Annotated in this window: 17 protein-coding genes; 8 read left to right on the forward strand and 9 right to left on the reverse strand. The window is 68.0% G+C overall.

The genetic code is table 11. The features are described from left to right. Positions 1-135: 135 nt before the first annotated feature. Positions 136-3,585 (forward strand): transglutaminase family protein, encoded by a 3,450-nt coding sequence (locus R9X41_RS06040; protein WP_318633976.1) that lies wholly within the window; start codon positions 136-138, stop codon positions 3,583-3,585. A gap of 3 nt (positions 3,586-3,588) precedes the next feature. Here R9X41_RS06040 and R9X41_RS06045 read toward each other — a convergent pair whose 3' ends face one another. Next, on the reverse strand, positions 3,589-5,880 hold the full coding sequence (locus R9X41_RS06045) for a hypothetical protein (protein WP_318633977.1): 2,292 nt from the start codon (positions 5,878-5,880) through the stop codon (positions 3,589-3,591). A gap of 40 nt (positions 5,881-5,920) precedes the next feature. Beyond that, positions 5,921-6,403, reverse strand: coding sequence for a hypothetical protein (locus tag R9X41_RS06050; RefSeq protein WP_318633978.1), 483 nt, complete (start codon positions 6,401-6,403; stop codon positions 5,921-5,923). 421 nt (positions 6,404-6,824) lie between these two features. Between R9X41_RS06050 and R9X41_RS06055 the strand changes: the two genes are divergently transcribed. The 3 genes from R9X41_RS06055 to R9X41_RS06065 all read left to right on the forward strand — a co-directional run bounded on the left by R9X41_RS06055 (position 6,825) and on the right by R9X41_RS06065 (position 10,918). Then, the gene (locus R9X41_RS06055) at positions 6,825-9,449 is read left to right on the forward strand and encodes a circularly permuted type 2 ATP-grasp protein (RefSeq protein WP_318633979.1); all 2,625 of its coding nucleotides are present in this window, start codon (positions 6,825-6,827) and stop codon (positions 9,447-9,449) included. 1 nt (position 9,450) lies between these two features. After that, positions 9,451-10,347, forward strand: a complete 897-nt coding sequence (locus R9X41_RS06060) for a transglutaminase family protein (RefSeq protein WP_318633980.1) — start codon at positions 9,451-9,453, stop codon at positions 10,345-10,347. Positions 10,348-10,453: 106 nt separating this feature from the next. After that, the gene (locus tag R9X41_RS06065) at positions 10,454-10,918 is read left to right on the forward strand and encodes a RidA family protein (protein ID WP_318633981.1); all 465 of its coding nucleotides are present in this window, start codon (positions 10,454-10,456) and stop codon (positions 10,916-10,918) included. Positions 10,919-11,235: 317 nt separating this feature from the next. On the opposite strand, the gene R9X41_RS06070 is transcribed toward R9X41_RS06065, so the two are convergent. From R9X41_RS06070 to R9X41_RS06085, 4 genes are all read right to left on the reverse strand, one after another. Beyond that, a complete protein-coding gene (locus R9X41_RS06070; RefSeq protein ID WP_318633982.1) occupies positions 11,236-11,919 on the reverse strand; it encodes a DUF2345 domain-containing protein in 684 nt (227 codons plus the stop codon). 267 nt (positions 11,920-12,186) lie between these two features. Next, a complete protein-coding gene (locus R9X41_RS06075; RefSeq protein ID WP_318633983.1) occupies positions 12,187-13,149 on the reverse strand; it encodes an aldo/keto reductase in 963 nt (320 codons plus the stop codon). 112 nt (positions 13,150-13,261) lie between these two features. Then, positions 13,262-13,858, reverse strand: a complete 597-nt coding sequence (locus tag R9X41_RS06080; protein ID WP_318633984.1) for a chromate transporter — start codon at positions 13,856-13,858, stop codon at positions 13,262-13,264. Further along, positions 13,855-14,445, reverse strand: a complete 591-nt coding sequence (locus R9X41_RS06085) for a chromate transporter (RefSeq protein WP_318633985.1) — start codon at positions 14,443-14,445, stop codon at positions 13,855-13,857. The genes R9X41_RS06080 and R9X41_RS06085 overlap by 4 nt, the downstream gene beginning before the upstream one ends. Positions 14,446-14,572: 127 nt before the next feature. On the opposite strand from R9X41_RS06085, the gene R9X41_RS06090 reads away from it, so the two are divergent. From R9X41_RS06090 to R9X41_RS06100, 3 genes are all read left to right on the forward strand, one after another. Next, positions 14,573-15,022: a CHRD domain-containing protein gene (locus R9X41_RS06090; protein WP_318633986.1), complete on the forward strand. Its 450-nt coding sequence runs from the start codon at positions 14,573-14,575 to the stop codon at positions 15,020-15,022. A 116-nt stretch (positions 15,023-15,138) separates the two neighbouring features. Next, entirely contained in the window at positions 15,139-17,520 is a 2,382-nt protein-coding gene (locus tag R9X41_RS06095; RefSeq protein WP_318633987.1) for a YgiQ family radical SAM protein, read from the forward strand. A gap of 96 nt (positions 17,521-17,616) precedes the next feature. Next, a complete protein-coding gene (locus R9X41_RS06100; RefSeq protein ID WP_318633988.1) occupies positions 17,617-17,811 on the forward strand; it encodes a hypothetical protein in 195 nt (64 codons plus the stop codon). A gap of 87 nt (positions 17,812-17,898) precedes the next feature. Here R9X41_RS06100 and R9X41_RS06105 read toward each other — a convergent pair whose 3' ends face one another. From R9X41_RS06105 to R9X41_RS06115, 3 genes are all read right to left on the reverse strand, one after another. Next, positions 17,899-18,180: a hypothetical protein gene (locus R9X41_RS06105; protein WP_318633989.1), complete on the reverse strand. Its 282-nt coding sequence runs from the start codon at positions 18,178-18,180 to the stop codon at positions 17,899-17,901. Between the two features lie 139 nt (positions 18,181-18,319). Further along, positions 18,320-18,628, reverse strand: a complete 309-nt coding sequence (locus tag R9X41_RS06110) for a hypothetical protein (protein ID WP_318633990.1) — start codon at positions 18,626-18,628, stop codon at positions 18,320-18,322. A 139-nt stretch (positions 18,629-18,767) separates the two neighbouring features. Continuing rightward, the gene (locus R9X41_RS06115; RefSeq protein ID WP_318633991.1) at positions 18,768-19,547 is read right to left on the reverse strand and encodes an oxepin-CoA hydrolase, alternative type; all 780 of its coding nucleotides are present in this window, start codon (positions 19,545-19,547) and stop codon (positions 18,768-18,770) included. A gap of 216 nt (positions 19,548-19,763) precedes the next feature. On the opposite strand from R9X41_RS06115, the gene R9X41_RS06120 reads away from it, so the two are divergent. Beyond that, positions 19,764-21,971 carry a hypothetical protein gene (locus R9X41_RS06120; protein WP_318633992.1) on the forward strand — a complete coding sequence of 736 codons (2,208 nt, stop codon included), beginning with the start codon at positions 19,764-19,766 and terminating at the stop codon, positions 21,969-21,971. The last annotated feature ends 38 nt before the right edge of the window (positions 21,972-22,009 follow it).

A 22,009-nucleotide genomic window follows, 5' to 3' on the forward strand; every position in this document is an offset into this window, starting at 1 on the left:
CGGTTCCGACCTTCGAAGATGCGCCACGAATACGCTGCAGGACAGCGGCCTCGCCGGGCTTGCCTCTTGCTACGATGCACGAGCGCCGCCTTCTCCTGGCGCGCCTCCCTCCACGTCAGCAAAGCCCATCCGCGCATGTCCATCCACGCAGCTCTGCACCACGTCACCCATTACAAATACGACCGTCCGGTTCTGCTGGGTCCTCAGGTCGTCCGGCTGCGGCCCGCGCCGCACTGCCGCAGCAACGTGATCTCGTATTCGCTGCGCATCGAGCCGACCGACCACTTCGTCAACTGGCAGCAGGACCCGTTCTCCAACTACCTGGCGCGGCTGGTGATTCCGGAGAAGACGCGCGAGTTCAAGGTCACCGTCGATCTCGTCGTGGAGATGGCGGTCTACAACCCCTTCGACTTCTTCCTGGAGCCCGAAGCCGAGCAGTTCCCCTTCCGCTACGCGCCCAAGATCGCGCAGGAGCTCGCGCCCTATCTGGTGCCCGAGCCGGCGACGCCACTGGTCACCCAATACCTGAAGAAGATCGACCGCACCGAGCGCGCCACCATCGACTTCCTGGTGGCGCTCAACCAGCAGGTGCAGGGCGATGTGCGCTACCTCATCCGCATGGAGCCCGGCGTGCAGACGCCCGAGGAAACGCTGGAGAAAGCCTGTGGCTCCTGCCGCGACTCGACCTGGCTGCTGGTCAACCTGATGCGCCACATGGGCCTGGCCGCGCGCTTCGTCTCCGGCTATCTGATCCAGCTCACGCCCGACGTGAAGTCGCTCGACGGCCCGAGCGGCACCGAGATCGACTTCACCGACCTGCACGCCTGGTGCGAGGTCTACCTGCCGGGCGCCGGCTGGGTCGGCCTGGACCCGACCTCGGGCCTCTTCGCCGGCGAGGGCCACATTCCGCTGGCCTGCACGCCCACGCCAGGCAGCGCGGCGCCGATCGAAGGCGCGCTGATGGAGCGCGCCGAAGTCGAGTTCCGCCACGAGATGACGGTCAGCCGGGTGCACGAATCGCCCCGCGTGACGCTGCCCTACACCGACACCCAATGGCACGACGTGCTGTCGCTCGGCGACGCGGTCGACGCCGAACTGCGCGCCCAGGACGTGCGCCTGACCATGGGCGGCGAGCCCACCTTCGTCGCCATCGAGAACCGTGACGCCCCCGAGTGGAACACCGCCGCCATGGGGCCGACCAAGCGCAAGCGCGCGACCGACCTGGTCGAGAAATTACGCGCCGAGTACGCACCCGGCGGCTTCCTGCACACCGGGCAAGGCAAGTGGTACCCCGGCGAGCAGCTGCCGCGCTGGGCCATGGGCATCTACTGGCGCACCGACGGCCAGCCCTGCTGGACCGACCAATCGTTGCTGGCCGACGAGCGCGAGCCGCAAACCTATACGGCCGACGATGCCGAACGCTTCGTGCGCCGGCTTACCGCCGAGCTCGGCCTGAAGGACGAGTTCGTCGAGCCGGCCTACGAGGACACCTTCTATTACCTGTGGCGCGAGCGCCGCCTGCCGATCAACGTCGACGTGCTCGACGCCCGCATCTCCGACGAGCTGGAGCGCGAACGCCTGCGCCGCGTGTTCGACAAGGGGCTGTCGGCGGTCACCGGCTGGCTGCTGCCGCTGCAGGCCGCGCCCCGCATCGACGCCGAGCGCCCGGACGAACCCATCGCCGCCGCGGAAGGTGCCGTCTGGGCCACCGGCCCGTGGTTCATCCGTGACGGCGTGCTGCGGCTGCTGCCGGGCGATTCGCCCATGGGCTACCGCCTGCCGCTCGACTCGCTGCCGTGGATGCGCGAGGAAGACATTCCCTATGTCATCGACCTCGACCCGAGCGCGCCCCGGCGCCCGCTGCCGGCCAGCATCCAGTCGCAGGCCAAGCCCGAGCCCGCAGCCGAGGCCAGTGGTGCTGTCGAAGCGGTGAGCGTGGCAGTGACACGGGTGCCCGAGCGCTTCGAATCGGCGAGCTGGACCACCCGCACCGGCCTGTGCGTGGAAGTGCGCGACCCGTCCATCGCCAACGGACCTGAAGCCGAGGCCGAAGCCCGCAAGAAGGCCGACAAGGACGGCCGCAAGTTCGGCATGCTGTATGTGTTCATGCCGCCGATGGCGCACCTGGAGGACTACCTCTCGCTGCTCTCGGCCGTCGAGGCCACGGCCGCCGCGCTCCAGATGAAGATCGTGGTCGAGGGCTATGCGCCGCCGCGCGATCCGCGCATCCAGCTGCTGGCCGTCACGCCCGACCCGGGCGTGATTGAAGTCAACATCCAGCCGGTGCACAGCTGGCGCGAGCTGGTGCGCAATACCGAGTTTCTGTACGACGCCGCCTTCCGCTCGCGCCTGTCGGCCGAGAAGTTCATGACCGACGGCCGCCACACCGGCACCGGCGGCGGCAACCATTTCGTGCTCGGCGGCGCCACGCCCGACGACAGCCCGTTCCTGCGCAAGCCCGAACTGCTGGCCAGCCTGGTCATGTACTGGCACAACCACCCCTCGCTCAGCTATCTGTTCTCGGGCATGTTCGTCGGCCCGACCAGCCAGTCGCCGCGGGTGGACGAGGCGCGCAACGACCAGGTCTATGAACTCGAGATCGCGGTGCAGCAGATACGCGCCGCGCGCGTGAAATACGGCGAGGCGATGGCGCCGTGGATGGTCGACCGCACCTTGCGCAACATCCTGATCGACATCACCGGCAACACCCACCGCGCCGAGTTCTGCATCGACAAGCTGTACTCGCCGGACTCGGTCACCGGCCGTCTCGGCCTGCTGGAGCTTCGCGCCTTCGAGATGCCACCGCATCCCCGCATGAGCGTGGTGCAGCAGCTGCTGCTGCGTGCGTTGGTGGCGCGTTTCTGGAAGAAGCCCTACGAAGCGCCCATCGCGCGCTGGGGCACCACGCTGCACGACAAGTTCATGCTGCCGGGCTTTCTGCAGGCCGACTTCGAGGACGTGATCGAGGAAATGCGCTCGGCGGGTTACGCCTTCGATGCGGCCTGGTTCGCGCCGCATTTCGAGTTCCGCTTCCCGCGCATCGGTGCGGTGGAGGCGCTGGGCATGCAGATGTCGCTGCGCACCGCGCTCGAGCCCTGGCACGTGATGGGCGAAGAGACCGCCGGTGGCGGCACGGTGCGTTTCGTCGATTCGTCGGTCGAGCGCATCGAGGTGCGGGTGACCGGCCTCGACGCGCACCGCCATACCGTGCTGGTCAACGGCCGGCAGGTGCCGCTGCAGCCGACCGGCACGGAGGGCGAATACATCGCGGGCGTGCGCTACAAGGCGTGGAACCCGTACTCTGCGCTGCACCCGACGATCGAGGTGCACGCACCGCTCACCTTCGACATCGTCGACGTCGCCATGAAGCGCGCCATCGCCGGTTGCCGCTACCACGTGGCGCATCCGGGCGGCCGCAACTACACGACGCTGCCGGTCAATGCCAACGAGGCCGAGAGCCGGCGCCTGGCGCGCTTCTTCCGCACCGGGCACAGCGCCGGCGAGCTCAAGATGCCGGAGCAGCCGATCTCGGGCGTCGCGGCGAGCCGGGAGTTCCCCTGCACGCTGGATTTGCGGCGATCCTGAACCCTAGGACTTGACGCCCGCCCCCAGCACATAGGCGGCCGTCAGGTTCAGGTGCAGGTCGAGCGCGGCCAGCTTTCGCGCCTCGGGTGACAGCGTCTGATCGTCGCGGCGGGTCATGGCGTGCAGCGCCCGAATGCCGGCATCGTTGCAACGGCGGCGGCGTTGTTCGATGGCGCGCAGATTGGCTGCTGCATCGGTGGGATGAAAGGCTTCGGCGATGCCGATGAATTCCATCACCGATCGTTGCAGCGGGATGTCCTGCGCCAGGTCGTGGCCGCAGGCGGCCACGAAATCGAGCAGGACGGCCCGTGATGCGGCCAGGCGTTCGATGGCCTCTTCGGAGAAGCCCGCGGCCGCCCATTTTTCGCGGCATTGGTCCTCGAAAAACACGGTGCTGGCCTGGATGGCGTAGTTCAGCACGATGCGTTGCACTACGGCATTGCCTTCGGCGAGCGACGCGCGCGTGCTGGTGACCAGCCGGCTGAGCGCTCCTGGGTCGCGGTCGAGGTCGGACCAGGCGAACGAGGCGGCCAGATTGAAGAGTTCCATGCTGGCGTCCGCGTTGATCGCCCGGTCTTCATAGAGGTGCTGCAGCCCGGGCTTCACCCCGTCGCGCGAGCCGTGATGCGCGCTTGCATTGCGCAGGTCGCGGATCGCCGGGTGGGCGCGGTAGAACCGGCTGAAGTCGCCGTCGGTCCGGCGGGCCGCCAGTTCGTGTTTGGTGATGTCGGCGAAGACCTCGGCGGCCTGCGCTGCCTCGGCAAGCGCCTCTTCGGGCACCACCTCCACGGGCTTGAGGCCGCCGCGCTGCAGCAGGTGCCGGCGGGCCAGTGCGGTATTGCCCAGGGCCAGCGCGGCGGCGCCACCCTGCAGTGTGCTGCGCGTTTCAGGTTCCACGGACTGTCCGCCGTTGCCGGTCGCGAAGGGCCGCAATGCCAGTTGCTGCCGCAGAGCGCAGCCGTCGACGCCCTCGCCATTGCGCCGCATGCTGGTGCCGTTGCCGAAGTAGAAGACCATGCCGCTGATCAGGCAGTGCAGGTGCATCAGGTGGTGCAGCACGATGGCTTGCGGCGTGCCGGCGACACGCGCGAGGTCGCTGCCGGCGGCCATCACGGTGCGCACGCCGTGGTGCTGGAATTCGGCGACGTTGTGCATGAAGCCGTGCGCGTCCTCCACGCTTTCGACCAGCGGAATGATCTCCGGCGCAACCCCCCGCGCGTCCAGCATGCAGCGCAGTGCATCGACCTGTTCCAGGTCGGAGAAGTCGGCGATGACGATGGAGCGGGTGTCGGGATAGCAGGCCTGCACCATCGCGATTTCGTCGAGCACTTCGTCGATCCGGGCGCGGTCCGCCGGCGCGGCGCCGGGCAGCAGGCCTGCGCCATTGATGCGCACTTCGCCCGCGAAACCGGTCAGGCCGTGTTTGTCGACCGCCAGGCTGAAAGGGCTGCCCGGGCTGTGGCTGCACAGCGTGCGGATGTCGGCTTCGATCGCGGCCAGCGAATGCTCCGGCGCGGCCAGAAAACGGCGCAGGGCGTCGGCCCGCCCGGCGGCATCGAGTTCGGGGCGGTCGAGCAGTTGCTGCAGGCCACGGGCGATGGCGATGCCGCGCGACAGCAGCGCTTGAACCGCGTCGGTGGCGAAGAAGGGATGCCCGCTCGCCTGGTGCTGCAGCAATTTCGCATAGGTGTGGCAACAGTGCTCCACCTGCGCGGCGAACATGCGCGCATGGTCACCGAACTTCACGGTGCTGCGGTCGTTGTCGCGTGCGGCCCAGGTGCGCGGCTGCGCCTGGGCCTGCACCGCGGCACGTTCGGCGGAGGTGGCGGCGTCGGCCAGTGCGTAGGTCGATTCGATGACATGGCCGATCTGCTCCAGCGTGCGCTGGGCTTCTTCCTGCACCGTGGGTTTGCGGAATTCGCCGCTGTCGCAGGTTTGCTGCAGGCGCTGCACTGCCTGCGGGCTGAGTTCGAAGCCCGGCGGCCATGTCTCGGCCGACCAGCCCGCCTGGCCGCTCTGGAGCATATCGACGAAGCGGATGCGTTTGTCCAGGTAGCGTTCGTACTTGCCGCGCACCGAAGCGGGCGTTTCGTAGCGGTGCTCGTGGTTGCGGCGGATCTTGCCGGCGACGTCGATGTCGAACAGCTGCGAAAACGCCGAGGTGGGATGCGACGTGGTGACCGTGATGTGCACTGACGGTTGCCCGCCGGCGGCCTTGGGCCGACCGGCAGTGCCTGTCACGACGGGAGCATGGCTGCCCTGTGTGGACGTGTTCAAAGGTGGGCTGGAGATCATGCGGAGATTCCTTGGGTTCGGTGGAATACGACGGGGAGGGTCAGAGCAAGGAACTGCTGGCACCCTTTTGCCAGACCTGGTCGAGCTTGCTGAAGAAGTCCTCGCCAGGGTTCTCCACCCAGGCGCCGTTGTCGCGCACCTGGACGCCGGAGCCATGCATGAAAATCTCCAGACCGACTTCCCGGTCGTTCTCCTGGAACGCAGACAGCGGCCGTATCTCGAGCCGGTTGTTCGTCCAACGGAAATGCAGGCACTCATCCGCCGGACCCGGGGTTTGGGTCGACGCGTCGCGTTTGGCGGACCGCCAGCGGGCCCACCAGACGGAATCTGCCCGCGTTTCGCAAGGCGCGTCGGGCGCGCGCGCCCAGACCGGTACCCGTTTGTCCACCACGTCCGGCCGTACGGCGGCGGTGTACTCGTCGATGCCTTCACCTCCTAACAAGCGACCCAGCACCGCATCGACTCTGCTGCGCTTGAGCAGGTTCTGCTGATGCTCTTCCTCGGCCCTCACGCGGGCCTGCATGAAGAGCGGATCGGTACTGCGTTGCGGTACGCGGCGCGGAAGTGCGTCTAGTACGCTGCCGGAGCTTCGCCAAGGAGCAGGCGAGTCCGGTGGGCTGGGCGGTGACTCGAGCTCCGACAAATTTCCGACTTCGTCTGCGATGGCCTCGAGTTGCGCAGGGGTCTGGTTGGTCGTCATGCCTCGCATCGACGGACCGCCGCAGCCGCCTGATGGGAAAGGTGTGCCTGCTTGGGAAGGGTGGATATTTTGGAAAGGAGGGAACACGGTAACTCCCGGGTTTGCTGGTTGAAGAGCCAACCGCATCTTCAGCAGCGCCCCGGCAACGGGCCTGGCCCGATCCGAAGGCCGCCGCGCCCCGCCGAAACCACATCGTCGCTGTTGGGCCGATCGGCGGCCGGGTTAATGGGACAATTGCGGGTCCATGGATGAGCCACGCAGTTCCCTCTTCGCCACCGGCGCGTACGAAGCGCCGTCGACCCTGGCCGCCGGCATCGCCGCGGCCGCGACCCCCGGCCACTTCGACGAGCTGCGCGGCCAGATCGCTTCTTCCACCGGCCCGACCGCGGGCACCGGTCCGCTGGCGCCCGAGTGGGCACGTTTCTTCGATCAGCTCGGCGAGCCCGGGCTCGACGACCTCGACCGCCGCATGGCCAACCTGCGCCGGCAGATCCGCGACAACGGGGTCACCTACAACGTCTATGCCGACGAAGGCAGCGGCCCGCCGCGTCCGTGGTCGGTCGACCTGTTTCCGCTGATCATCGATCCGGAGAACTGGCAACGCATCAGCGCCGGCGTGTTGCAGCGGGTACGGGTGCTAGACCGTGTCATGGCCGACATGTACGGCGAGCAACGCCTGCTCGCCAGCGGTCTGCTGCCGCCGGCCCTGGTGCACGGGCATCCGGGCTTTCTGCGCGAAATGCACGGCGCGCAGCCCCCCGGCACGCTGCTGCACATCGCCGCCTTCGACCTGGCGCGCGGGCCGGACGGCCACTGGTGGGTGGTGTCGCAGCGCACCCAGGCGCCCTCGGGCCTGGGCTACCTGCTCGAAAACCGCCTCGCCATCTCGCGTCAATTCCCCGAGGCCTTCGAGGCCATGCAGGTGCAGCGCCTGGCCAGCACCTACGGCGCGCTGGTCGAAAGCCTGAAGCGCAGCAGCCCCGGCGGCGCCGACGCGCTGATCGCGCTGCTCACCCCGGGCCCCTACAACGAAACCTATTTCGAGCATGCCTACCTGGCGCGCTACCTCGGCCTGACGCTGGTCGAAGGCAGCGACCTCACGGTACGCGACGACCGGCTCTACCTGAAGACACTGCAGGGCCTGAAGCCGGTGCACGGCCTGCTCAAGCGCGTGGACGACGAATTTCTCGATCCGCTCGAGCTGCGGTCCGACTCCACCCTCGGCGTGCCCGGCCTGCTGCAGGCGGTGCGCGCGGGCAACGTGCTGCTGGCCAACGCGCCGGGCTCGGCTTTCCTGGAATCGCCCGCGCTGCTGGGCTTTTTGCCGGCGCTGGCGCGGCATCTGCTGGGCGAAGAGCTGTCCTTGCCCGCCTTGCCCACCTGGTGGTGCGGCGAGGACGCGGCGCGCACGGCGGCCCTGCCGCACATGGCCGACTGCGTCATCAAGCCGACCTATCCCAAGTCGCCCTGGCATGACTCTTTCGAGGCGGTGCTCGGCGGCCAGTTGCCGCAGCGCGGTCGCGACGAGTGGACCGGCCGCATTCTGCGCCGCAGCGACGAACACACGCTGCAGGAAGAACTGCCGCTGTCGCAGATGCCGACCTGGCAGCAGCCCACCTCGGGCGCGCGCGGCCACATCGCCCAGCGCTCGGTGCTGCTGCGGGTGTTCGCGGTGTCCGACGGCCCCGGCAGCTGGCGGGTGTTGCCCGGCGGCATGGCGCGGGTGGTGGGCGACGGCTCGGGCGTGGGCAGCGCCGTGGTGTCGATGCAGCGCGGCGGCAGCAGTGCCGACGTCTGGGTGTTGGCGCCGGGCGAAGTCGACACCACCACGCTGCTGCAGTCGCATCCCACGCCGGAAACGATCAGCCGGCGTGACCGGTTGGTCACCAGCCGTGCCGCCGAAAACCTGTTCTGGCTCGGCCGCTACACCGAGCGTGCCGAGAACAATGTGCGCCTGGCCCGCCTGGTGCTGCAGTCGCTCAACGGGGACGACCAGTCTTCCCAGCCGCTGCTGGCCTGGCTGTCGGCCGCGGCGGTCGACAACGGGCTGGTGCACGCCAAGGTGCCTTCGGCGCTGCAGGCGCGTCGCGTGTTCGAGCGTTCGCTCATCAGCGGACTGGCCGAACCCGAGTCCTACAGCGTCGGCCACAACCTGCGTTCGCTGCGTCTGGCGGCCGCCGGTGTGCGCGAGCGCCTGGCCCAGGAGCACTGGAGCACCATCGTGCATGCCGAGGAAGACTTCTTCCGCCGCTGCGCCGCCTACGAAGGCGAGGAAACCTATTTGTCGGTCGATGCGCTGCGCATCCTCGAATCCGCGAGCGGCCACCTCGCGGCCATCACCGGCGGCCAGACCGACCGCATGACCCGTGACGACGGCTGGCGGCTGCTGTCCATCGGCCGGCACATCGAGCGCCTGGGGTTCCTGGCGTCGTCGCTGCAACTGGCGCTGGACACCGGCGCGCTGTTCGACGAGGCCGGCTTCGAGGGCGTGCTCGCGCTCTTCGACAGCACCATCACCTTCCACGCGCAATACCAGCAGACCCGCGAGGTCGCCGCGCTGATCGACCTGCTGGTGATCGACCGCGACAATCCGCGTTCGCTGGGCTGGGTGGCACAACTGCTGCGCGGCCGGCTCTCGCGGCTGGCCGGCGGCCGGCCGGGCGACATCGGCGCGGCGAGCATGGCGGTGCCCAACCCGGATTTGTGGGAGCTCGGCGCGCTCTGCCGGGTCGACGCCGACCGCAGCGGCGTGTCTCCGCAGCTGACCGAACTGCTGCAGTTCTGCTGCGACAGCGCCTACACGCTCTCCGACACCATCAGCGCCCTGTATTTCACCCATTCCGACGCGCGTCACAGCATCGGGACCTGAGATGAAACTCCGCATCCTTCACGAAACCGTCTACGCCTACGCGCCGGCGGTGGACACCGCGCAGCACATCGTCCACCTCAAGCCGCGCGACACCGCCACGCAGTCGCTGCTGGACCACGGCCTGGACATCACGCCGCCGGTGGCCGCGCGCTCCGAACGCATCGACGCCTGGGGCAACACCCGCTGTTTCTTCTCGCTGCAGACCGCGCACGAAGAGTTGCGCGTGATCGCCGCCAGCGTCGTCGAAACGCTGGAGCCGCCGCCGATGCCGCTGGACGGTGGCGCGGCCTGGGAGGCGGTGCGCGAGCGTTTCCGTTTCCGGGCGGGCAGCGTTTGGGACCGGGCGGCCGAGTTCGTCTTCGCCTCCGAATACGTGCCGCGCCACGAAGATTTCAACGCCTACGCGCGGCCGGTGTTCACCTCCGGCCTGCCGGTGCTGTTCGCGGCCGAAGCGCTGATGCGGCGCATTCACAGCGACTTTCGCTATGAGAGCGACAGCACCGATGTCGGCACCCCGGCGGTCGAGGCGCTGGCGCAGCGACGCGGCGTCTGCCAGGACTTCGCCCACATCATGATCGGCTGCCTGCGCGCCATGGGCGTGCCGGCGCGCTACGTCAGCGGCTATCTGCTGACGGTGCCGCCCCCGGGCATGCCCCGGCTGGTCGGCAGCGACGCGTCGCACGCCTGGGTTTCGGTGTATGCGCCGCCGGCAGGCGAGCCCAACGGGCCTGGCAGCTGGCACGATTTCGACCCCACCAACAACCGCATGCCCGGCGAGGACTACGTCACCATCGCCTTCGGCCGCGACTTCGGCGACGTGTCGCCGATGCGGGGCCTGCTGCACGGCGGCGGCGAGCACACGCTCGACGTCGCGGTCACCGTCGAGCCGCTCGGCTGAGCGCCTGACTCGGCGCCAGCCCGCCGGTGATCGCGCCGGCAGCTAACCGGTCTTCTCCTTTCCCGTCTTTCCATTCCCCCCGACTTCCACCATCAAGGAAACCTCCATGAGCGTCTACGACAAGCTGCGCGCCCTCGACATCACCCTGCCGCCCGTCGCGGTTCCGGCTGCCGCCTACGTGCCATTCGTGCGCACCGGCAACCTGGTCTTCATCTCGGGACACATCGCCCGCAAGGACGGCAAGCCCTGGGTCGGCAAGCTCGGCGCGACGGTGTCGGTCGACGAAGGCAAGGCGGCGGCACGCGCCATCGCCATCGACCTGCTCGGCACGCTGCAGATGGCGGTGGGCGACCTCGATCAGGTCACCCGCATCGTCAAGGTGATGAGCCTGGTGAACTCCACGCTCGAATTCACCGAGCAGCACATCGTCACCAACGGCTGCAGCGAACTGCTGGCCGAAGTCTTCGGCGAGCGCGGCGCGCATGCCCGCAGCGCTTTCGGCGTGGCGCAGATTCCGCTGGGCAGCTGCGTGGAAATCGAGCTGATCGCCGAGGTCGCGCCGGGCTTGTAAGGGTTTGCCGGCGAATGGGAGGGGCTTGCGTGCCGCCCGTGGCGCCGGGCGTCAAGGCAAGAAGCGCGATGACGCCGGCATCGATTCGCCGAGGTCTTCGAGCGGCGCACCTTCCCCACGTTGGTCGCGCTTGACGGCACGTCTGATTCGTCCACCATGCCGTGCGCTCTCGCAGGGTGCCGGTGCGATGAGTCGGTGCCGTGTCGGTGGTTCACGGAGGCGTCAGCGCGATGCGTTGGCGCATGGCCGCCTTCATGCATTCGTTGCAGACGCTGACCGGAAACTGCCCGGGAGTCACCGGCGGGCTCGTCGGTCCGCTATGGCTGCTGCCCTGGGGAATGCACCGTCCACCGCCCGGGGGTGCCATGGGTGATGCCCTCGGCTTGCCACCGGCTGTCGCTGCCCTCGCCGTTGATCAGGACGTCGTGCTCGGCCTGCAGTTCAATGACCCGGGCATGCAGGCGGATCGTGTCATGCGCTCTGATGCAGACGCTGCCGTGCTGGGCCTGCATTTCGATGTTCTGTTCGGCGGCGAACAGACGCATGCCGGCAGTGCGCGCGAACAGGCGTATCGCCTTGACCGCGCTCGCCAGCAGGCTGCCGCCAGCGGTAATGCTGGTGTGCTCGCCGCTGACGATGGCGTGGAGTTCCCCGCTGGCCTGCTCGGTGCTGCCGGCAGCGGCGGTCTGGATGCCGGTGGCGCTGTCGATGAGCAGATGCGGCGCCTTGATTTCACCCGACACTTCGCCGCTGCCACGGAGCTCGTCAAGCGGTTGCTGCAGCTTCTGCTGGGTGGCTTGTTGGTCCTGCGCGTCCTGCACCAGATGCGTCTGGCCGGCCTGGGACAGTAGGCCATGGAGGTCCTGCGCGTCGGACAGCCTTTGCAACGCCTCGCCGATTTCCTTCACACCGCCGCGCGCGCGGTCGCGCGCCTGGGTGCTGAGGATGAGACCCTGCGCCGCGCGAACGACGCCGTGCCCGTCGGTGCGCAACTCCGCCACCTGCCCGCGCGCGTCCTTGCGGCCGTCGTGGTTGTCGTGCGGTGATGTCTCCCAGGCTCAGGCTCGAATGCGGATGGTCGCTCTCGAGTTGGATCTGGATATGGCCGGGGCGGTGAGCTGCATGCTCTGTTGCTTCGCGCCGTTCGTAACGGTTCTACCGTGGCTCGGCGGCAGTGGAGCCTGTCGCGTCACTCCACGACCATCGTCAGGCGCAAAAAAACCGCCAACCTCGGCGGTCAGGCGGTTTCTTCAGGCCGTTCGCCCGACTTAGCCAAGGTAGTCGCTGGCTGCGCTCAATTCAGCCAGCGATGCCGCGTCCAACTTCAGTTCGGCGGCCACCAGCAACTGGTTCAACTGCTCGATGTCGGTTGCGCTGGCGATGGGCGCGGTGATACCCGGCTGAGCGATCTGCCACGCAAGCGCCACCTGGCCTTGGGTCGCGCCGACCCGTTCGGCCACGGTGTCCAGCGCGGCCAGGATGCGCAGGCCGCGTGGGTTGAGGTATTTGTCGATCACGCCCTGGCCGCGAACGCTCTTGCCGGCGTCGGCCGGCGTGCGGTACTTGCCGGTGAGAAAGCCCGCTGCCAGCGCCCAGAAGTTGATCACGCCGATGCCGCGCTCCACACACAGCGACTGCAGGCCTTTTTCGAAGAACTCGCGCTCATGGAGGTTGTAGAGCGGCTGCAGGGTTTCGTAGCGCGCAATGCCCAGGCGTTCGCTGGTGTCGAGTGCCTGGGCGAAGCGGTCGGCCTCGTAGTTGGAGGCGCCCACCGCGCGCACCTTGCCGGCCTTGATCAGGTCGTCGAAGGCGCCCATCACGTCTTCCATCGGCACGTTCGGGTCGTCGTCGTGCGACTGGTAGAGATCGATGTGGTCGGTTTTCAGCCGGGTCAGCGATGCGTCGACCGCCTGGCGGATGTATCGGGGGTGCAACCCGACCTTGTCGTCACCCATCGGCTTGCCGACCTTGGTCGCCAGCACCACCTTGTCGCGCCGGCCGCCGCCCTGGGCGAACCAGCGGCCGATGACGGTTTCGGATTCGCCGCCTACATGCCCCGGCGCCCAGCGCGAATACATGTCGGCGGTGTCGACGAAGTTCATGCCGGCGTCGACCCAGGCGTCGAGCAGCCGGTGAGACATGGCCTCGTCGGCCGTCCAGCCGAAGACGTTGCCCCCGAAGGCGAGGGGAGAAACCTGCAGGCCGGAGCGGCCGAGCGCGCGATATTCCATGGTCGGTTGCGTTGTGATGAGCGAAACGACCATTCTGGGCGTTTTGCGACAGTCTTGCCGCGCAGCCGCCGGTACCCCGCAGCGCGGCGCCGGGGCTTTGCGCCGGGCGCCGTCAGACCAGGCCGAAAGCCCCGGCCACCGCACCCGCGCCCAGCAACCACAGCAGGTGGATGCGGGTGCGCCACACCAGCAGGGCGCTCACCAACGCCACCGCCCAGGCGCCCCACGGGTTCTGCTCGCTGGCGCCGTTGCGCACCAGGATCCAGCCGGTGGACAGCAGCAGGCCGATCACCAACGGCGTCATGCCCTGCTTGAACGCGCGCACCGATCGGCGGTGACGGTTGCGCTGGCCCCAGCGCGCCGCGTTGTAGGTGATGAGACTGCTGGGCAACAGAATGCCGCCCATGGTGATCGTCAAACCGAGCAGGCCCAGCGCCCACGCGTGCGGCCCGCCGGCGAGGCCGCCGCCGGCATTGAGCCCGACGTTCCAGCCCATCAGCGCCACGAAAAGCACATTGGGGCCCGGCGCCGATTGCGCGATGGTGATGGAGGCGTTGAACTGCAGGTCGCTCAACCAGCCGTGCTGGTCGACCAGGTAGCGGTGCATGTCGGGCACGGTGCCGATGGCGCCGCTCACCGACAGCAGCGACAGCAGCAGGTACTGGCCGAAAAGCGCGACCCAGTCGGCGGGCGACAGGCTGGTGCTCATGGCTTCAACTTGCGCCAGGTCAGCACGCACGAAACGCCGCCGACGACGATCAGCACGCCCATCAAGGGAACGCGCAGCAAGGCCACCGCGACAAAGGCGACGAGGGCCAATCCGCCGCACAGCGGAACGCCCAGCGGATGCTTGCGCAGCGCCGGCAGCAACTTCAGGCCGGTGGCCATGATCAGCCCGGCGGCCACCGCCGACATCGCGCGCAGCGCGCCCGCCACCTGTGGATGCTGCTGGTAGTGGCTGTACACCAGCCCCAGGCACAGCACCAGCACCAGCGGCACGGTGAGCAGGCCCAGCAGCGCGACCACCGCGCCGCGCCAGCCGAAGAAGCGGTCGCCGAGCATCAGCCCCAGATTGATCACGTTCGGCCCGGGCATCACTTGCGCCACGGCCCAGTCCTCGACGAATTCGTCGAGCGTCATCCAGCGTTTGCGTTCGACCAGTTCCCGCTGGACCACGGCCAGCACGCCGCCGAAACCCTGCAGGGCCAGCCAGTTGAAGGCCAGGAAGAGCTCGGCGAGCGAGGCGGGCGCCGGTACCTTTTCGGCAGGAGCGGTCGGCGGCGGCAATGCGGGCATCTGGTGATTATCCTCGTCGAGCGGAATTCGTTGCAGTCTGTTTCAGAAGGGCTGACGGCGCCGCTCAAGATGGCTCCGCGCCTGGGTCAGACCCGGGACTTTCCATCGAATAGACCAAGGACAACACATGCAGAAATTCCGTCGCGCCGCTCTAGGCCTCGTCACAGTCGCCACCGTCGCCCTCGCGGCCGGCTGCGCAGCGGTCACGGCCAATACCTCCGTCATGCAGGCCCGGCTCTCGCCGGAGGCCGAAGTGCCGCCCACGGTGTCGATGGGGCAGGGCACCGCGCAGGTCTGGCTCAACAAGGACACCGGTGGCCTGAAATGGAAGGTGGAATATTCCGGCCTTTCCGGCCCGGCCACGATGGCGCACTTCCACGGCCCGGCCGATCCGGGCGCTAATGCCGGTGTCGTGGTGCCGTTCAAGATGCCGATTCCCTCGCCAGGCTTCGAGGGCGAGGCCGCCATCACCCCGGCCCAGGTGCAGGATCTGCTCGCCGGCAAGTGGTACATCAATATCCACACCGCCAAGTACCCGGGCGGCGAAATCCGCGGCCAGGTCGTGCTGGTGCGCTGAGCGACTTTCTCTCCTGAAGAGGCGAGGCCGTGGTCCCCCGACCACGGCCTTTGTCCTTTTGTTCGCAGGTGTTAGGGGTCACCCCTTAAAATCGTCGGTTCCCCCCGAAAGCCACGATGAACGCCCCCGTCGACGTTTCCTTTTTCGCGCGCGCCGCAAAACCGATCACCAGCTACCGCAAGTACTGGGCGCATCGCTTCGGCACCGCGAAATTCCTGCCGACCTCGCGCGAGGAGATGGCGGCGCTCGGCTGGGACAGTTGCGACATCATCGTGGTCTCGGGCGACGCCTACGTCGACCATCCGAGCTTCGGTATGTCGGTCATCGGCCGGGTGCTCGAGGCGCAGGGTTTTCGCGTAGGCATCATCGCCCAGCCCGACTGGCAGAGCGCCGAGCCCTTCCGCGCGCTCGGCAAGCCCAACCTGTTCTTCGGGGTGACTGCGGGCAACATGGATTCGATGATCAACCGGTACACCGCCGACCGGAAGATCCGCAGCGACGATGCCTACACCCCCGGAGACGTCGGCGGCGCGCGGCCCGACCGCGCCGCCATCGTCTATTCGCAGCGCTGCCGCGAGGCCTTCAACGACGTGCCCATCGTGCTCGGCGGCATCGAAGGCAGCCTGCGCCGCATCGCCCACTACGACTACTGGTCCGACAAGGTGCGCCGCAGCATCGTGGTCGATGCCAAGTGCGACCTGCTGCTTTACGGCAACGCCGAACGCGCCATCGTCGAAGTGGCGCACCGCCTGGCCGCCCGCGAGCCGGTCGAGAACATCACCGACGTGCGCGGAACCGCCTTCGTGCGCCGCCACCAGCCGGCCGACGAATGGTTCGAGATCGATTCGACCGAGATCGACCAACCCGGCCGCGTCGAGGCTCACGTCAACCCGTACCTGATGGTGTCGGAGCAGGCCAAGGAGCAGGGCGCGACCTGTGCCCGCGAGGACGAGGCCCAGGCGGTGGCAAAGGCTGCCGAGAGCGGCGCGCCGATGCCGGTTTCGGTGACCATGCCCCGTCCGGCGGACCCGACGGTCAAGACCATGACCTTCGTCGCCAACCCGTCGATCAAGCTCAAGGTGCCGGCGCGCAACCGCAGCGTGATCCGCCTGCCGAGCTTCGAGCGGGTGAAATCCGACCCGGTGCTCTACGCCCACGCCAACCGGGTGCTGCACCTGGAAACCAACCCCGGCAACGCCCGCGCGCTGGTGCAGGCGCACGGCGAAGGCACGACCGGGCGCGACGTGTGGATCAATCCGCCACCCATCCCGCTGACCACGGCCGAGATGGACTACGTGTTCGACCTGCCCTACGCCCGCAGTCCGCATCCGCGCTACGCCGACGAGAACGGCAGCCACGACGGCGCGACCAAGATCCCTGCATGGGAAATGATCCGCTTCAGCGTGAATATCATGCGGGGCTGCTTCGGTGGCTGCACCTTCTGCTCCATCACCGAGCACGAGGGCCGCATCATCCAGAGCCGGTCCGAGGAATCCATCATCCGCGAGGTGGAGGACATCCGCGACAAGGTGGCAGGCTTCACCGGCGTCATCTCCGATCTGGGCGGCCCCACCGCCAACATGTACCGGCTGGGCTGCAAATCGCCCGAGATCGAGGCGGCCTGTCGCAAGCCGAGCTGCGTTTATCCCGGCATCTGCAGCAACCTGCACACCGACCACGGCCCGCTGGTCAAGATCTACCGGCGCGCCCGCGCGTTGCGCGGCATCAAGAAGATCCTGATCGGCTCCGGCCTGCGCTATGACCTGGCGGTGCAGAGCCCGGAATACGTGAAGGAGCTGGTGCAGCACCACGTGGGCGGCTATCTCAAGATCGCTCCCGAGCACACCGAGGGCGGCCCGCTCTCCAAGATGATGAAGCCGGGCATCGGCAGCTATGACAAGTTCAAGCAGATGTTCGAGAAGTTCTCGGAAGAGGTCGGCAAGAAGCAGTTCCTCATTCCGTACTTCATCGCCGCGCATCCGGGCACGAGCGACGAGGACATGATGAACCTCGCGCTCTGGCTCAAGCGCAACGGCTTTCGCGCCGACCAGGTGCAGACCTTCTACCCCAGCCCCATGGCCACCGCCACGGCCATGTACCACAGCGGCAAGAACCCGCTGCGCCGGATCGGCCGCGACAGCGAATCGGTCGACATCGTGCGGGGTGAGCGCCGCCGCCGGCTGCACAAGGCATTCCTGCGCTACCACGACCCCAAGAACTGGCCGCTGCTGCGCGAAGCGCTCAAGACCATGGGCCGCGCCGACCTCATCGGCAACGGCAAGCACCACCTGATCCCGACCTTCCAGCCGCTGACCGACGACGGCTACCAGAGCGCACGCCGCAAGAACTCCACGCCCGCCGTGACGCGTCCGTCCGGCGCCCGCAAGGTGCAGGCGGTGGAACCGCCGCGGGCCGGCCGCCTCCTCACGCAGCACACCGGCCTGCCGCCGCGCGACAACGGCTCGCGGCCTCGCGTCAAGCCTTCGGCCAAGCGCTGAAGGCACGCGGTCGAAACCACACGCAACCGCATACACCTGCGCGGCCGGACGGTCGCAGAATGGCTCTCCAGTTGCTCAAGAAAAGGAGAACGAGCCATGAACAACCATCCAGGAAACCCCGAGTTCCCGCAGGCCGCGCCCGATGCGGAGGACCCTGAGGACATCGATCCCGACGATCTGCAGGAACAGGCGGAAGCGCCGGTGCCGGGCGAAGGCCTGGTCGAGCCGGCGGGAGTGCCTTTCGACGAGGAGGGCGAGCGCGTGGTGCAGCCGGAGCCGGTGGGCGACTAAAGCCCGCTTCACACCTTTTCGTCGTTTTCATGTGAAAAGCCCCGCAGGTGCGACACCTGCGGGGCTTTTTCAGTCAGCCGGCGCTGTTCAGTCGTGCGAAGCGCCGAGGCGACCCCACAGAAAACCGACAGCCAGCGCCAGAACCACGGATGCGACCGGGTTGTCGCGAATGACGTTGCGCGGCGCCTCGACGGCCTTGTCGAGGTAGTCGTGCGCGCAGTCGAAGGCGCTCTGTGCGCTGGCCGCGGCACGGTCCACTTTTTCGTGCGCGCTGGCGGCTGCCTTGCCGACCACGCCGTCCGGGTCGACGCCGGTGGTGCTGGTGCTTTTGCCGAAAAGGCTGGTGTCCTCGGATTCGTCGATGCTCATGTCCTGGAACTCCGTTGGTTGGATGGATGCGGAAAAGTTTCAGTATGGGCGCGGCCTCGCGGACCGTGCGTAGGACGGGTCCACTTTGGCCACCGCCATAAAAAAGCCCGCCGAAGCGGGCCGACAGGAGCGCCGCCGCTCAGTTGGCCGGCTTGGGATCGTTGGGGCCGGGCGGCAGCTTGGAGCCGATCTTCTCGCCGGTGTGGCGCACGGCGGCAGCCGACTTGCGGCCGGCATTGGCGGTGGCATGGCCGGCTCGCTTCGCGCCGCGCACGGTGGCGTCTTCGGCGCGCTGCACCGGGCCGGTGCCCTTGGCGGGTTCGGTCTTCACCGTGGAATCGGTGGTGGTGGTCGTGGTGGTCTGGGCCATGGCCGGCAGGGTCAGGCTCGCCGCAGCCAGTGCAATGGCCGAGATCAGTCCGCGCATGCGAGGGGAGTTTGTTTTCATCTGAATCTCCGTTGAACAAAAGGCCAGTATGTCCAACGGCCCACGTCTTGGAAGCCCTCGCGCCCACAAAAGGAAATGCGCCTACAGCGCAAGTGGCGATCGACGAAACCGCCCCGGTTCGCGCCAGCGAGAACGAAAGCTAGTCGAAAGCCGGCGCCTGCTTGTGGAGGAATGCGTTTATGCCGATGCCGGCGTTGGGATGGCGCAGGGCCGCGACGAACAGATCGCGTTCGGCCACCAGGTGGCCGGGCAGCGACTGCTGCGATGCGAGGGTCAGCAATTCCTTGGTGCCCGCGACTGCGTTCGGTGCCCGCTCGTTGAGCGACTGCGCCAGGGGGAGCGCGTCGGCCAGTGCATCGCCGGGCGCGCTGAGCCGATTGACCAGCCCGAGCACCTGCAGCCGTTCGGCACCGACCCGGCCGCCCAGCAGGGCGATCTCGTTGGCGGCCTGGCGCGGCAGCGAACGCGCCAGATGCCAGGTCGCGCCGCCGTCCGGCGTCAGGCCGACCCTGGCATGCGACAGTGCAAATATCGCCTCGCGCGAGGCGACGATGAAGTCGCAGGCAAGCGCCAGCGAAAAGCCCGCTCCTGCGGCCGCGCCTTCCACCGCTGCGATCACCGGCTTGGGAAACGTGGCGATGGTGTCGATCCATGAATGCAGCGCATCCACCGATTCGGCCTGTGCCGCAGCCGGGCCTTCGCGGCCCGCGAGCAGGCGCTGCAGGTTGCCGCCTGCACAGAAAGTGTCGCCCTCGCCGACGAGGATGACCGAACGTACTTCCGGGTTGTCGCCAGCGGCATTCAACGCCTCGACGCCGGCCGCGTACATGGCCGGATCCAATGCGTTGCGGAACTCGGGGTTGTGCAAGGTGAGCACCATGGTCTGGCCATGGGTGCTGCTTCGGAGGTCGGCGGGCATGAATCGGTAGAGTGGGCGAGGTTGCGGGGCGGTCTGAATCTGCCGTGCTGCTGCAGCTTTATTCAAACAACACATTATCAGACCTGTCATTTTTTGATACGTGTGACAAAATCCCAGCGCCATTAACCTCGAATCGCCGATCCGACCAGCCATGCATCCACAACATCTGCGATTGACGACAAGGTCCGCCGTTTCAGCGTCGCGGCCCGTTTGAACATGGTGGATCGTTTCCGGTCGATGTTGGGTGCGGCAGTCTGTGTGGTCGCGCTCGATGCCCACGCGCTGTCGATGGGCGCGTCGCGTGGCGAGGCTGTCGTGGGCCAGGTGCTCGACCTGAGCTTCGACATCACGCTCGATGCTGGAGCCGACGCGGCTTCTTCTTGCGTCGCCGCCGATCTTTTCTATGGTGAAACCCGCATCGATCCGGCCCGTGTACGCGTGAGCGCGCGGCAAGGACCGCAGCCCTTGCAGGCGACGGTTCAGCTGGTCTCTAACGTGGTGGTGAATGAACCGGTCGTCTCGGTCCAGTTGCGAGCAGGCTGCGGCACCGCCATTTCGCGCCGATACGTGCTGCTGGCGTCCTCGCCGGTCGAATCGACCGCACCGGCGGCGCCTGCGGTTTTGTCCGCGCGTCCGCTCGTCACCGCGCCCGAGGCTGCGCGCCCGGCGACCCGCGAGGCGGCCGGCACCGTGGCCCCGACACGCCGTCCTGCCGCCCCTGCCCGTGCGCAGGCGCCGAGTGCATCGCCGTCCACGGCGCCCAAGCCGCGTTCTTCGACACGGCCGGTGGCGCCGCGCAAGGCGCCGGTGCCGGTCGAGAAGCCGGAAACCGCCGCCGCGCCTGCCGCCGATGCCGGCCGCAGCACCGGCGGTGCCCGGCTGGAACTGCAATCGCCGGGCGATTGGGTGCAGGAGCAGAACCTTCCCCTGCGCTCGTCGGATGCCATGGCGAACCCGGCGCTGACCACCACGGTCGAGCAGCGCGCGACGGCCGCTGCCCTTTGGCGCGCCCTCAATGCCACCGAGGGTGCGCCGCCCACCGACAACGATGCGCAGCAACGCGTGGAGGCACTCGAGGCGCAACTCAAGACCCTGCAGAACGGCGCGCGCATGGCCCGCGGCCGCGAGAACGACCTGCAGGTCCAGCTCAACGAGGCGCAGCAAGGCCGCGACCTCGCCTGGCTGATCCTCTGGCCGGTCGTCGCGCTGCTGGTGCTCGCGCTGATCGCCCTGGCGTTCGTCGTCTGGCGGGTGCGTACCGGGCGCCGCGGCATCTGGTGGCGTCCGAAGCAGCACGCCAGCGCATTCGGTGCCGACGCCACCGTGCTCGCGGAAGGTTTTGTCGACACCCAGCCCGCGCCGGTCGAATACCTCTATCCGCCGGATGCGCCGGAAGCCGGCGCGCCCATCGGCCATTCGGTCTCGGCCGAACGCCCGGTCAGCCATCTCGACTCGGAGCCTGCCTTCGCGCCGTCTCGTCAACCGGGCGCCGAACCCCTGGCGCCGACGTCGGCCGAAGCGGCCATGCGCGCGGCCCGCGAATTGCGCAGCGGGTCGGCCAACGAACTGGCCGATGTGCAGCAGAACGCCGATTTCTTCGCCTCGCTCGGCCAGTACGACCAGGCCATCGAGCTGCTGCAGGGCTATATCGCCTCGCACCCCGGCACCAGCCCGGTCGCCTATCTCGACCTGCTGAAACTCTTCCACACGCTCAGCCTGACCGATCCCTACCGCAAGCTGCGCGGCGACTTCAATGCGGTCTTCAATGCGGAGGTCCCGCCCTTCGCCTCGTTCCTGAAGACCACGCGCGATCTGTCTGGCTACACCGATGTGCTGCAGCGCATCGCCGAGGCTTGGCCGCGCCCGGACGTGCTCGATCTGATCGAGTCCTTTCTTATTCGCCATGCGGGCGAGGGTTCCCACCCACCATTCCAGCTGGAAGCCTACCGCGACCTGCTGATGCTCTACGAAATCGCCAAGGCCACGCATGGCGTCGATGGTGACAAGCTCACCGCGCCGCCGGCGGGGCTCACGGGTTTCACGCCGTCGGCGCCGCTGTCGCCGTCGTCCGTGTCCTTCATGCCGGCCGCGGGAGCCGCTTCGGCCATGGCCATGGCAGACCCGGTCGGCCGCGAGCAGAACGCGTCCGTCGACTTCGTGCTCGAACCCGAACCGGCCATGGCGACGAACGTCGCTCCACCGTTCTATTCGTTGCCGTCGGAGTCACGCGGTGCCGACCTGGGTGTGCCGCTGGACTTCGCGGCTCCGAGCAACCCGCCGCATCCCTCGCTCGACGATATTGCCCTGCCCGATCTCGACCCGCCGGGCCGAACGGCCGCACCGCCGGCTGGCGACACGCACCTGATCGATTTCGACATGTTCGACGTCGCGGTGCCGCCGCCGGACAACAAGCCCAAGACCTGATGCCGGCGGGGCCGGATGCCCGGCTACCGGCCACGCGC

This window comes from Xylophilus sp. GOD-11R, from assembly GCF_033546935.1.
Classification (GTDB): domain Bacteria; phylum Pseudomonadota; class Gammaproteobacteria; order Burkholderiales; family Burkholderiaceae_C; genus Xylophilus.